Below are 12,903 nucleotides of genomic sequence, written 5' to 3' on the forward strand. Positions count from 1 at the left end.
TTGAGACTGTCAGATTCCGCTCAAGTCGAGTTCGATATCGTCCAGGTTCACGGTCGTCTTCTCGGACCTTTTGCTGATAGTCGGGAGATCGGTGAGCATCAAAATCTTTGCGATCTTGCGCAGGTAGGCAACGACTTGGTTCTTCCCGACATTGGAGTCGAACCACCAAGTGTCATCCAGCCGCTCTGCGAATTCTACCAAATGGGCCTTGGGGTAAAGGGCGTTCGGCGATTTTGCGACAATATGCCGACCTTTGGGAGTGACCTCCCTCGATAGCCGTTCGATCAGGCCTGGCTGCATGTTTTCTGCGATCAGGATGCTGCGTCGAAGAAGTTCTTTGAGGTTATTGGCCTCAACGGGTGTTCGCCCAATGAATGTGGAATAGGCGCCGCTGCTGCGTGTCGCCCGCACTCTGGTCTGTGTGCTTGAAGGGTTTGCGCGATCAATTCCGAGCAATCGCCTGAGGATGAGGTTCTCATCCTCCTCAAAACTCAGCCTTCCCGCCTCAATGCGGCGGTGCACATCAAGATCAATCTGGATATCGCGCATATCAGCCTCCTGACATCGACCTATATCTTATAAGATACAAATTCTTTGGCAAGGAATAATTCTTATAAGGCAGGAAATTTGAGTGTTTGTTGGGCCTGCCCCCAGCATGTGCCTAGATCGGCAGGCCGCTCAAAAGTTTTGGGGCGCTGCCGCCAATACCGGAGGCGGCCCGGATCAGCGTTTTTTTGACCGGCCCGGCGCGCTCGACGAGGCCTAGGCCGAAATCGCGCAGCGCCCGCACGGGGGCGATGTCATTGGAGAATAGACGGTTCATCCCGTCCGTCACCAGTGCCATCGAGGCGGTGTCGAGGCGGCGCCAGGTCTGATAGCGCTCCAGAACGTCCGCAGCGCCGTGATCGAGACCAAGGCGCATGGCGTCAACAATGACCTCGGCCAGCGCCGCAACATCCTTGAGCCCCAGGTTCAATCCCTGCCCGGCAATGGGATGCACCACATGGGCCGCGTCGCCGATCAGGGCCAGGCGAGGGCCGATGAAACTCCTGGCCAGTTGCAGGCGCAGCGGAAAGCCCATCAGCTTGTCTTCCAGGGTAACCTGGCCAAGCGTCGAGCCCATCACCGCCTCAATCTCCAACGCCAGGTCCTCGCTCGGCATGGCAAGGAAACGTGGCGCCTCGGCGCTGGCTTCGGTCCAGACCAGCGACGAGCGGTTGCCCGGCAGCGGCAGGCTGGCAAAGGGGCCGGCAGGCCGGAAATGCTCATAGGCCACACCCTCATGCGCCAGTTCATGGCTGATGGTGGCGACAAGGCCCGTCTGGCCATAATCATGGCCGAATGTGTCAATGCCGGCCCGCTGCCGCAGGTTGGACTGGGCGCCGTCGGCGGCAATGATCAGTGGGGCGGCGAGCACGCGGCCATCGGCCAGGCTCAGCCGGGCGGTCGTATCGCCGCCGTGCCAATCCACGATCTCGGCGGGCGCTATGACCGTGATCTCATTTTCGACCGCGGCCAGCAGCGCTGCCCCGCTGGCCTGATTGGGCACCATATGGGCAAAGGGCTCGCCGGGGGCCACATCGCCGTCAAAGCGCAGAAAAAGGGGGCGGGCCAGGTCGCCCGTGCCCGAATCGGTAATGTGCATGGCCGTGATGGGCTGGCTTGCTGCTGCCATCGGGTCCCAGACGCCCAGAGCCTCGAAAATGCGACGCACACCGGCTGCAATGGCCGAGGCCCTGTTGTCGCGCGCAATGCTCAGCGGCCGCCTATCGACCAGCGCCACGCGCATGCCGGGCGCCGAGCGTGTCAGCGCCAGGGCCATGGTCAGCCCAACGGGGCCGGCGCCAACAATGATGACGTCATGGTGTTCTGGTGCGGTCATGATCATAGCCTGTTTCTTCGCGCTATTGTCCGTCTGCCGGGGTCGCGAGGCAAGTGCAGCATTGCCGCGGTGGCAATATGATGAAAATCCGTGCATTTATTCGGCAGGGGCAAGTTGATGTCTAAAAAACAGGCAACAACCGGTTGCCACAGAGTTGCCACAAACGACTCCAGGCGCAGGGAGTCGCGATAATCTTCTGAATATAAAGGGTTTTCTCTTTCGGCCAGCAAGTTGGCACGGCTCTTGAGTCCTTTGGGTGCATCGAACACCCAAGGCAGAAAGGGGCATCCATGAAACTGGTGGTAGCAATCATCAAACCATCACGGCTCGAGGAGGTGCGGCAGGCGCTCAATTCACTCGACGTCCACGGCATGACCGTGACCGAAGTGAAGGGTTATGGCCGTCAAAAGGGTCATTCCGAGATTTATCGCGGCACCGAATATGCCGTGCACTTCCTGCCCAAGCTCAAGGTCGAGATCGCTGTCGATGACGGCATTGCCGACGCCGTGAGCGCGGCCATCCGCGACGCAGCCCAGACCGGTCGTATCGGCGATGGCAAGATTTTCGTGCTCGATCTGCTTGCTGTCACCCGTATCCGCACCGGTGAAACCGGTGCCTCAGCGCTCTGACGCCCCCGAAATCAGGAGAACTAAAACAATGACAGGGTTCAAGACTCCCCTAAAGATTGCGGGCGGCGTGGCACTGGCCTCGCTTCTGCTCGCTCTGCCTGCCCTGGCGCAGGACGCGACTCCGGCTGAAGCCGCTGCAACCGTCAGTGAAGGCGTTTCCGCCGACGTGGTGTTCATCCTCAATTCGCTGCTGATGATCATTGGCGGCATTCTGGTGTTCTTCATGGCCGCCGGCTTTGCCATGGTCGAGGCGGGCATGGTCCGCACCAAAAATGTGTCCATGCAGCTCCTGAAGAACATCTCGCTCTTCGGGGTCGCCTGCATCATGTACTATGTCATCGGCTACAATCTCATGTATCCGCTGGGCAATTGGCTGATGGGCGCCGATGAGACCGGTGGTTACCTGGGTGCTATCAGCATTGCCGTGCTGGAAGCCGTTGGCATCACCGCCGACACCGCCGATGACTTCTCCTATGCTGCCACCAGCTCGGACTTCTTCTTCCAGGTGATGTTCTGCGCCACCGCCGCCTCGATTGTGTCGGGCACGCTGGCTGAACGCATCAAGCTGGTACCCTTCCTGATCTTTACGGTCCTTCTGACGGGTCTCATCTACCCCATCGCCGGTTCCTGGAAGTGGGGCGGCGGTTTCCTCGACACCCAGTTCGGCTTCCTCGACTTTGCTGGCTCCACCGTTGTGCACTCCGTTGGCGGCTGGGCGGCTCTGGCCGGCGCCATCCTCCTCGGCGCGCGCAGGGGCAAGTTCAACGCCGATGGTTCGGTCAATGCCATGCCGGGCTCTTCCATGCCGCTGGCAACCCTGGGCATGTTCATCCTGTGGCTCGGTTGGTTCGGCTTCAACGGCGCTTCCCAGCTCGCCATGGGCTCGGTGGGTGACGTGGCCGATGTTGGTCGCATCATGGCCAATACCAATGCCGGTGCCGTTGGTGGCGCCCTGGCCGCCCTCATCCTCTCGGGTGCCATCTACAAGAAGTTCGACCTGACCTTCGTGATCAACGGTGCCCTGGCCGGCCTCGTCTCGATCACTGCCGAGCCGCTGACCCCGGGCCTTGGCGCTGCCACCCTGATCGGTGCCGTTGGTGGCGTGATCGTGGTGTTTGCCGTGCCCATGCTCGACAAGCTCAAGATCGACGACGTCGTCGGCGCCATCCCGGTCCATTTGCTTGCCGGTATCTGGGGCACCATCGCCGTGATCTTCACCAACTCGGACGCCACCCTTGGCGGTCAGCTGATCTCGATTGCCATCGTGGGTGTCTTCACCTTCGTGGTCAGCTTCGTGATCTGGTTCATCCTCAAGGCGACCATTGGCCTCAGGCCAACCGCCGAGGACGAAGACCTTGGTCTGGACAAGGCCGAGATCGGTATCGAAGCCTATCCTGAGTTCAGGTAATTCGCTCTGGCTGGCCGGGCCTTTGGGTCCGGCCGGCCGCCGCTTGCCAGCGGCGTGCAGCCCGCGTTCCTCTTGGCCCGCCACAGAGGCTTCCCACTCGCAAACTGCGCGGACTGCACACCCCTGGCAAGATGCTTAATTCGTGAGCAGGGTTGGCAGATTTTGCACTAAAATTGTGCATCACTCTGCCCAATTTAGAGTCTGCTTGCGATGCGGCCGTTTAAGCGTTTGTAAACGTTGGTCAATTTTCGCTCCGCCCTTTTGGCACGCAGTTTGACTGTTGTGTGACCGTTCCAGCACCGCCGTCACGGCGTCCAGGGGGTCAGATGAAACTGGTGATTGCCATTATCAAGCCATCGCGGCTTGAAGAAGTTCGACAAGCACTCAATTCGCTCGATGTGCACGGCATGACCGTGACCGAGGTGAAAGGCTATGGCCGGCAGAAGGGCCATTCCGAAATTTACCGCGGCACCGAGTATGCGGTGCATTTTCTACCCAAGCTCAAGGTCGAGATTGCCGTGGATGATGGCATTGCCGACCAGGTCAGCACCGCCATCCGCGACGCGGCCCAGACCGGTCGGATCGGCGATGGCAAGATTTTCGTGCTCGACCTGCTCGCCGTTACCCGTATCCGCACCGGTGAAACCGGCGCTTCGGCGCTGTGATCCGCTTCCCATATTTGGAGATGACTTCAATGAAACTATCCAAGGTCCTGGGGGGCGCTGCATTGGCCTCCCTTCTGGCGGCACTGCCCGTCTTCGCGCAGGACGCCGCGCCAGCGGCCGAGGCCGCCGCTGCAGTCGTCGACAAGGGTGACGTCGCCTGGATGCTGGTCTCGACCATGGTTGTCATCGTCATGACCATTCCTGGCCTTGCCCTGTTCTATGGCGGTCTCGTGCGCGCCAAGAACATCCTGAGCGTCCTCACCCAGGTGTTCCTCGGCTTCTCGATGATCGCCATTCTCTGGGTGGCCTATGGCTATTCGCTGGCCTTTGCCGGCCCGACCGAGGGCGGTCTGTCGGCCTTTGTCGGTGACTTCTCCAAATTCTTCCTGTCCGGCGTGACGCTCGAATCCACCGCCGCAACCTTCTCGGCCGGCTTCGAGCTGCCCGAAATGGTTTTTGTGGTCTTCCAGCTCACCTTCGCCTGCATCACCTCGACCCTGATCGTGGGCGGCATTGCCGAGCGCATGAAGTTCGGCGCGCTGATGGCGTTCCTGGCCATCTGGTTCACCTTCTCCTACATCCCCATGGCCCATATGGTCTGGTCGGGTCCGGGCCTGCTGTTCGGCATGGGCGCTTATGACTTTGCCGGTGGCACGGTCGTGCACATCAATTCCGGTGTCGCCGCACTGGTGGCCGCGCTCGTTCTCGGGCCACGCATGGGCTATATGAAGGAGCCGATCCCGCCCCACAATCTGGTGCTGACCTATGTCGGCGCTGGCCTCCTCTGGTTCGGCTGGTTCGGCTTCAATGCCGGCTCGAACCTTGAAGCCAATGCGCTCACCGCCGTGGCGCTGATGAACACTGTCCTGGCTCCCGCCGCTGGCGCTCTTGCCTGGGCATTGGGCGAAAAGATCACCCGTGGCCATGCCTCGGCCCTTGGTGCCGTGTCCGGCGCTGTTGCCGGTCTGGTTGCCATCACCCCGGCTGCCGGCTTCTCCGGCGTCGGTGGCGCCATCGTGCTCGGTGCCATTGCCGGCGTGGTCTGCCTCTGGGCGGTGGTCAATCTCAAGCCCATGCTCAAATACGACGACAGCCTTGACGTCTTCGGCATCCATGGCGTTGGCGGCATTGTCGGCGCCCTGGGTACGGCCATTGTCGCCAACCCCTCCTTCGGCGGCTATCCGCTCGATGGCTATGACATGGGCGGCCAGTTCATGGTGCAGCTCACCAGCGTTATCGTGGCCATCGTCTGGTCGGGTGTCGTGGCGCTGATCGCCATGTTGATCGTCAAGGCCCTGTTCGGGGGCGCCAAGGTGGCCGAAGCCGCCGAAAGCGATGGTCTCGATCTGTCGACCCATGGCGAGCGCGCCTACAACTGATCTGGCTTCATCGGCCAATCCTGGGGCGGCGCCACGGCGCCGCCCTTTCTTTTTGGCGCCAGACAGGCAGGCAAAAGCCGATGGTTAGCACGCGATTAACCACACAAGGCTAGCATGACGCCATTACGGCCCACTCTGATGGTTTGCGGGTCGGCAACGAGTAACGCGTATCCATGCCCAGCCATCCCGTTCCCACGCTCGACGAAGTTCGCACCCTGCCAGCCCGCGCACCCCGCAATTCCGGGCGTTCCGCATCCGCGCCCATGCCGCCGCCGGCGATTGCCATTCGCATTCCGTTGCGCGTCGCCGGGCTGCTGATTCTGGGCCTGTGCGCCCTGATTCTGGCCGCGCTCGCCTCCTGGTCGGTCGATGATCCCTCCCTGTCACTGGCCACCAGCAAGGCCGCTGCCAATTGGTTGGGCTATCCTGGTGCGGTGATCGCCGACCTCGTGTTCCAGTTCCTCGGTCTGGCGGGCCTGGTCATGGTCGTGCCGCTGGCGCTCTGGGGCTGGGCCATGGCGCGCCGTCACATCGTCAGCCGCGCCGGCCTGCGCCTGCTCGCCTGGGTGGGCGCGACCGTGCTGTTCTCGGGCGTCTTTTCCTTTGTTGCCATGCCTGCGACCTGGCCCCTGCCCACGGGCCTGGGTGGCCTTTCGGGCATGATGTTCACCAATCTCGCGGGCCTGATCGCCGGGTCCGACCCGCAGCCGGTCACCTCCTCGCTTTTTGCCATCATTCTTGCCGCGCCCGCGCTGGCCCTGTTCTGGATCGCCATGGGCCTGGGCACGACCATCCCGGCCAAGCCGCAAAAAAATTCGGCCGCTCGCATGGCTGCAGAGGCCGAAGGGCGCGAGCCCAACCCGATTGTCGAAGTGGCCATGGGCGCCGTCGTCCACATGGGCTATTCGCTGCGCACCGCCTTCCGCCGCGCCAAGGCCGAGCAGGCCGCACGCCGCGCTGCCCAGGACCTGCCGGACTACGGCCACGACACCGAACCCGCGATGGACGGACATCGCGCCCCCCCCGTGCAGCCCGAGCCGGCGCCCAGCGTCCAGCGGCGCATCCATGCGCCCGCCCATCATGTCGAGCCGAGCTTCGAGCCCAATTTCGAGCCGTCCGCCCGCATCATGGCGCAGCCTGCCTATGACGACACCGCCGTCGACTATCCCGACGAGCCCGAGGACGACATTCCCTTCGTGCCCGAAGCGCCGGTGCCTGCCCGCACCCAGCGCGGCGATTCGCGCTTCCACCCGGTCGATCCGGCCGCGCCGCGCGTTACCGCCCCGGCCCCGCGCCCAGCTCAGGGCCAGCGTTCCTTCCGCGAAGCGCAGGGGTCTCTGCTCGACGAGCCGAGCGGCTTTGAATTGCCTGAACTGAGCCTTCTGGCCGAACCGCGCCGTTCCGGCCCTTCGCCAGAGCATGCGCCCGAACGGCTCGAGGCCATGGCCCGACAGCTCGAGGCGGTGCTGCAGGATTTCGGCGTTAAGGGCGACATCATCAATGTCCGCCCCGGCCCGGTGGTGACCCTGTTCGAACTCGAGCCCGCGCCGGGCATCAAGTCGAGCCGGGTTATTTCGCTGGCCGACGACATTGCCCGCTCGATGAGCGCCATTTCCGCTCGCGTTGCCGTGGTGCCGGGCCGCAATGCCATCGGCATCGAACTGCCCAACCAGCAGCGCGAGACCGTGTTCTTCCGCGAAATGCTGGCCTCGTCCGATTTTGAGAAGATGAAGGGCAAGCTGCCCATTTGCCTCGGCAAAACCATTGGCGGCGAGCCCGTGATTGCCGACCTGGCGCGCATGCCCCACCTGCTCATCGCCGGCACGACCGGCTCGGGCAAGTCGGTGGGTATCAATACCTTCATTCTCTCGCTGCTCTACCAGATGACGCCCGAGCAGTGCCGTATGATCATGATCGACCCCAAGATGCTCGAGCTCTCGATCTATGACGGCATTCCGCATCTGCTGACCCCGGTCGTCACCGATCCGCAAAAGGCCGTCGTCGCCCTCAAATGGGCGGTGCGCGAGATGGAAGACCGCTATCGCAAGATGAGCAAGATCGGTGTGCGCAACATCGATGGCTTCAACCAGCGCGTCACCGAAGCGGCCAAGGAAGGCAAGACCATCACCCGCACGGTGCAGACCGGCTTTGACCGCGAAACCGGCGAGGCGATCTTTGAGAGCGAGGAATTCGATCTCGAGCCCTTGCCCTATATCGTGGTGATCGTGGACGAAATGGCCGACCTGATGATGGTCGCGGGCAAGGACATCGAAGGCGCCATCCAGCGCCTGGCGCAGATGGCCCGCGCCGCCGGCATCCATATCGTCACCGCCACCCAGCGCCCATCGGTTGACGTTATCACCGGCACCATCAAGGCCAATTTCCCGACCCGCATCTCCTTCATGGTGACATCCAAGATCGACAGCCGAACCATTCTGGGTGAGCAGGGGGCCGAACAGCTCCTGGGCAATGGCGACATGCTCTACATGGCCTCGGGCGGCCGCACCAAGCGCCTGCACGGCGCCTTCGTGTCCGATGCCGAAGTCGAAGCCGTTGTGGCCCATCTCAAGAGCCAGGGTGCGCCGGACTATCTCGACAACATCACCGAGGACGACGAAGAGGGTGGCTATGGCGAGGACGGTGCGGGCGCGGGCGATGATGGCTATGCCGGCTCGGGCGACGAACTCTACGACAAGGCCGTCCATATCGTCATGACCGACAAGAAGGCCTCCACCTCCTATATCCAGCGGCGTCTGGCCATTGGCTACAACAAGGCCGCGACCCTGATCGAGCGCATGGAACGCGAAGGGGTCATCTCCCCCGCCAACCATGCCGGCAAACGCGAAATCCTCGTCGGCAACAACGCCGACGGCTATTGATCGCAGGTTCAAAGAGCGTTCCGGCCACCTCAGGGCTGGCCGAAATGCCTGCTGGTCTCGCCCATTCGGCAAGGGGCTTTCTTGAGCCCAGGGCATCCATTTTGCGCTTGGGTCGTTTGCCTGTCTGAGGAGGCAAGCATGATCGCATCTGAGGCAGTGGCCTATTTCGGCTTTACCGGCCCAATCGAGCCCAGCGGGGTCAGCCGGTTGGCCGGAGCGCTGAATTCAGCAGTGAATGAAGGCGTCGAGCGCGTGCATCTCGCCTTCAGTTCCAACGGCGGCTATGTGGCCGATGGCGTCTATCTCTACAATCACATCAGAGCATTGCCGCTACACCTGGTGATCTACAATACCGGATCGGTCGGCTCGATTGCCGTCTCGGTGTTTCTGGCGGCGCAGGAACGCTATTGCTCGACGCATGCCATGTTCATGATCCATCCCACGACAATGGGACACTCGGACGGAATGAGCGCGCGGCGGTTGCAATCAACGCTTGACGCGGCACTGGCCGATGATGATCGCACGGACGATATCCTGCGTGAGCGGAGCCGCATTCCGGCTGATATTCTCGCGAGGCGTCGTCACAGTGAGGTGCACATTGCCCCCGCGCAGGCCCGCGACTACGGCTTTGTCGATGCCGTGCGCGAGTTCTCGCTGCCAAAGGGGCATCAGATCGTTCAGATCTAGGCGGGATTCGTCCAATAATTCCTCCTCGGACGGCGGGTGACGCTGCCCGCCGCTTGTTGTGCCGCTTTAGCGGTTCTGATTGTTCCGGTTATTGTCGGACTGATCACGGCGGAGATCACCGCCCTGCTGGCCTTGCTGATGCTGGCCGGACTGCTGACCACCCTGATTGCCCTGGCGATTGAACTCGTCATCGCGCTGGCGGTCGTTCTGCTGGTTCTGCTGACCCCCCTGCTGACCCTGCTGGTTCTGGCCGCTTTGCTGGCCGCCCATGCCGCCCTGGCGGTTCTTGTCGGTCTGGGAATCGCGGTTGTTCTGGTTGTTCTGGTTGTTCTGATTGTTGTCACGGTCCTGCATAGCAGTCTCCTCCGTTTGCCGAGCCCGATTGCTCGGTATCGGAAGAAATGGGCAGGATTCTCCTCCGTTCCGCAAAAGTGATGACTGGATGGAAAAGTGATCGCAAGACCGGCTTGATGCTGCACCCCAATGCACCTGGGAACTTTCCACCTGTTGCCGCAATTGCTGGCTAGGTTAGGTTCAACCAAATATCCCGCGAGGAAATCCAGCCGATGATTCGCCGCACCGCCTTGATGCTCGGCCTTGCCGCCGCCCTTTCGCCCGCTTTGCCCACGCTGGCCCAGAGCCGCGCAGTGACGCCCGAAGAGCAGCAATTGATCAGCGAGATCAACGCCCACAATTCGGCCATTCGCACGATGGTGGGACGTTTTCTGCAGATCGATAGCCAGGGTGGCCGGACCGAAGGGACGTTCTTTCTCGAGCGCCCCAACAAGATTGCCTTCCGCTACGCCCCGCCCAGCCGCGAGGAAATCGTCTCCATTGGCCGCGGCTTCTATGTGATCGACCGGCGCGAAGAGACCTATTACGCCTATCCGCAGGATTCGATCCCGCTCCGCCAGTTCCTGGGCGAACAGATCGACCTGCTCAACGCCAATGTGGTCGATATCACCACCACCGATGGCTATGTCAGCATAACCGTGATCGACAATACCGTGGCCGGCACAGTGCAGGTGTCGCTGATCTTTGACTCCGAAACCAAGGACCTGGCGCAGTGGACCCTGGTCGAACCGAACGGATCGGAGCTGACCTTCTCGCTCTATGATGTGCAGAAAGACGTGGAGATCCCACCCAATTTCTTCACTTTCCCCGCCACCTATTCAGGCAAGGAACCGCCGCGCTAATTGCTGAATAGACCTGCATAGTCGGGTTTGATTGGGACGAGGGCAACGCCCGCAAAAGCGCGGACAAGCATGGTGTCTCTCAGTCGGAGGCGGAGCAGGTGTTCTTCAATGAGCCGCTGCTCACCTTGCCCGACCCGGTCCATTGTGAACTCGAAATTAGGTTTCATGCGCTGGGCCGAACTGACGGTAGCCGCATGCTGCACATCACCTTCACCCTGCGGGATGAGCACACTAGGCTGCGCGTGATTTCGGCGAGGGACATGAGCCGCAGGGAGCGGAGTTACTATGACCAAGACCGCTAAGCCGTTGCCGCAATTCACCTCGGAAGCCGAAGAGCGCGCCTATTGGGAAAGCCAGGACTCGGTCGATCGTCTTGACTGGAGCAAGGCCGAGCGGGTGCGTCTTCCCCATCTCAAGCCCTCGTCCACCGCCATATCGCTCCGCCTGCCCAACAGCTTGCTCGAGCAGATCAAGGTTGCGGCGAACAAGCGCGACGTGCCTTACCAGTCGCTGATCAAGACCTGGCTGGCAGAAAAGCTCGACAGCAAGAGATAGCCGGCCTCAGAGCCCGAAGGCCAATATGGCGATCAGCCCTGCGCCGCCCACCACGATGCGCCACCAGGCGAAGGGGGCAAAACCGTGCCGCGAGACGAAGTCGAGCAGGTATTTGACCACCAGCGCGCCAACCACGAATGAGGCGGCAAAGCCGATGGCGATGTTGAGCCCAAGGCTCATGTCGATCAAGTCGCGGCTCTTGTAGAGGTCATAGCCAAAGGCCCCGGCCATGATCGGCAGGGCGATGAAGAAGGTGAATTCGGCGGCTGCGCGCTTGCTGGCCCCGAACAGCATGGCGCCCACAACGGTCGAACCCGAGCGCGACACGCCCGGGATGAGGCTGAGCATCTGGAACAGCCCCACGATCAGCGCCAGATGCCAGGGAAACTGATAGATGTCGTCATGGCGCACATTTTTCGGCATGCGGTCGACGATGAGCAGGATGATGCCGCCCACCAGCAGCGAAATGCAGATGACCAGCGGTGTTTCATAAAGGATCTGCTGGATGAAATCGCGCGCCAGTACACCCACGACCACCGCCGGCAGACAGGCAAGAATGACGGCCAGCGCGAAGCGCCAGGCATAGGCCTTGCCGCTCAGCGCATCCCGGATAAGCACGCCTAGCCTGGCAAAGTAAACGGTGATCACCGCCAGGATGGCGCCGAGCTGGATCAGCACGATAAAGGCGGCCGGTTGCGCCAGGCCGAGGAAATGTCCGGCCAGCAGCAGGTGCCCCGTGGAGCTGACCGGAAGGAATTCGGTAAGCCCTTCGAGAATTCCCAGAATCAGGGGCACAAAAAGACCTTGATCGGCGTTCATTTGTTCCCCTAACTCGTTTCCAAGGGCCGTATTCGTCCAAACCTCTTAGCCGTGTTCGCCAAAGGCGCCAAGGCGGGGTCGGGCAGGGCAGGTCCGTAACATTTCAGAGCGTCCTATATGCCGAGCCTCGTGCACCATCCCCTCGATCCCGCCTCGCGTCTCATCCGACTGATGTGTGCAGAATATGGCGTGCCGCTGGATCTGGAGGAGATCAAGCCGTGGCTGCGCGACGAGGCCTTGCTGGCCATCAACCCGGCCGCCACCCTGCCGATCCTGTTTACCGACAACGAGCAATCGATTGTCGGCCTCATGGCAACGATGCACGCCGTCGAAGATCTCTACGCGCCTGACACCGTCGGCGGCTTGTTTCCGACCGACCCGATGCAGCGGGCCGAGATGTGGCGGCTGGTCGAATGGGCGCTGATCAAGCTCAACGACGAGGTCACCCGCTACCTGATCGAGGAAAAGATCGCCAAGCGCGACCTGCGCGGCGCTACGCCCGAGCCGTCGGTGCTACGGGCCGCAAAGGCCAATTTTGTCGAGCACATGCTCTATTTCAATTGGTTGTTGGCCAGCCGCAGCTGGGTGGGCGGCGACGACATGACGCTGGCCGATTTTGCCCTGGCCGCGCATTTTTCAACACTCGACTATATGGGCGACATCGACTGGGCCAAGGTGCCCGCCGAAACGCGCGACTGGTATTCGCGCATCAAGTCGCGCCCGGCCTTCCGCACCCTGCTCAACGACCGCGTCGTCGCCATGCCGCCGAGCAAGGGCTATGCGGATCTCGATTTTTAGGCCTAT

At 61.8% G+C, this 12,903-nt stretch carries 14 protein-coding genes; 11 read left to right on the top strand and 3 right to left on the bottom strand.

Annotated elements, in window-relative coordinates; genetic code table 11:
- Positions 1–9: 9 nt before the first annotated feature.
- Positions 10–549: a hypothetical protein gene (locus NIM87_RS06335; protein ID WP_254673790.1), complete on the bottom strand. Its 540-nt coding sequence runs from the start codon at positions 547–549 to the stop codon at positions 10–12.
- Positions 550–661: 112 nt separating this feature from the next.
- On the bottom strand, positions 662–1,882 hold the full coding sequence (locus NIM87_RS06340; protein ID WP_254673791.1) for an FAD-dependent monooxygenase: 1,221 nt from the start codon (positions 1,880–1,882) through the stop codon (positions 662–664).
- Between the two features lie 290 nt (positions 1,883–2,172).
- On the opposite strand from NIM87_RS06340, the gene NIM87_RS06345 reads away from it, so the two are divergent.
- The 10 genes from NIM87_RS06345 (at position 2,173) to NIM87_RS06390 (ending at position 11,280) form a co-directional block, all read left to right on the top strand.
- Complete coding sequence (locus NIM87_RS06345; protein ID WP_220305464.1) at positions 2,173–2,511, top strand: P-II family nitrogen regulator; 339 nt, start codon at positions 2,173–2,175, stop codon at positions 2,509–2,511.
- A gap of 28 nt (positions 2,512–2,539) precedes the next feature.
- On the top strand, positions 2,540–3,919 hold the full coding sequence (locus NIM87_RS06350) for an ammonium transporter family protein (RefSeq protein WP_254673792.1): 1,380 nt from the start codon (positions 2,540–2,542) through the stop codon (positions 3,917–3,919).
- Positions 3,920–4,245: 326 nt separating this feature from the next.
- The gene (locus tag NIM87_RS06355) at positions 4,246–4,584 is read left to right on the top strand and encodes a P-II family nitrogen regulator (RefSeq protein ID WP_254673793.1); all 339 of its coding nucleotides are present in this window, start codon (positions 4,246–4,248) and stop codon (positions 4,582–4,584) included.
- A gap of 20 nt (positions 4,585–4,604) precedes the next feature.
- Entirely contained in the window at positions 4,605–5,963 is a 1,359-nt protein-coding gene (locus tag NIM87_RS06360; protein WP_254673794.1) for an ammonium transporter, read from the top strand.
- A gap of 173 nt (positions 5,964–6,136) precedes the next feature.
- The gene (locus NIM87_RS06365) at positions 6,137–8,842 is read left to right on the top strand and encodes a DNA translocase FtsK (RefSeq protein WP_254673795.1); all 2,706 of its coding nucleotides are present in this window, start codon (positions 6,137–6,139) and stop codon (positions 8,840–8,842) included.
- A gap of 138 nt (positions 8,843–8,980) precedes the next feature.
- Positions 8,981–9,529: an ATP-dependent Clp protease proteolytic subunit gene (locus tag NIM87_RS06370; RefSeq protein ID WP_254673796.1), complete on the top strand. Its 549-nt coding sequence runs from the start codon at positions 8,981–8,983 to the stop codon at positions 9,527–9,529.
- A 36-nt stretch (positions 9,530–9,565) separates the two neighbouring features.
- Positions 9,566–9,964 (top strand): hypothetical protein, encoded by a 399-nt coding sequence (locus NIM87_RS06375; protein WP_254673797.1) that lies wholly within the window; start codon positions 9,566–9,568, stop codon positions 9,962–9,964.
- 131 nt (positions 9,965–10,095) lie between these two features.
- A complete protein-coding gene (locus NIM87_RS06380; protein ID WP_254673798.1) occupies positions 10,096–10,725 on the top strand; it encodes a LolA family protein in 630 nt (209 codons plus the stop codon).
- A gap of 17 nt (positions 10,726–10,742) precedes the next feature.
- Positions 10,743–11,027: a BrnT family toxin gene (locus NIM87_RS06385; RefSeq protein WP_254674081.1), complete on the top strand. Its 285-nt coding sequence runs from the start codon at positions 10,743–10,745 to the stop codon at positions 11,025–11,027.
- The gene (locus tag NIM87_RS06390) at positions 11,011–11,280 is read left to right on the top strand and encodes a BrnA antitoxin family protein (RefSeq protein WP_254673799.1); all 270 of its coding nucleotides are present in this window, start codon (positions 11,011–11,013) and stop codon (positions 11,278–11,280) included. The genes NIM87_RS06385 and NIM87_RS06390 overlap by 17 nt, the downstream gene beginning before the upstream one ends.
- Positions 11,281–11,286: 6 nt before the next feature.
- On the opposite strand, the gene NIM87_RS06395 is transcribed toward NIM87_RS06390, so the two are convergent.
- A complete protein-coding gene (locus tag NIM87_RS06395; protein ID WP_254673800.1) occupies positions 11,287–12,099 on the bottom strand; it encodes an undecaprenyl-diphosphate phosphatase in 813 nt (270 codons plus the stop codon).
- Between the two features lie 117 nt (positions 12,100–12,216).
- On the opposite strand from NIM87_RS06395, the gene NIM87_RS06400 reads away from it, so the two are divergent.
- Positions 12,217–12,897 carry a glutathione S-transferase family protein gene (locus tag NIM87_RS06400; protein ID WP_254673801.1) on the top strand — a complete coding sequence of 227 codons (681 nt, stop codon included), beginning with the start codon at positions 12,217–12,219 and terminating at the stop codon, positions 12,895–12,897.
- Positions 12,898–12,903: the final 6 nt, after the last annotated feature.

The organism is Devosia ureilytica (assembly GCF_024273195.1).
GTDB classification, from domain to species: Bacteria; Pseudomonadota; Alphaproteobacteria; order Rhizobiales; family Devosiaceae; genus Devosia; species Devosia ureilytica.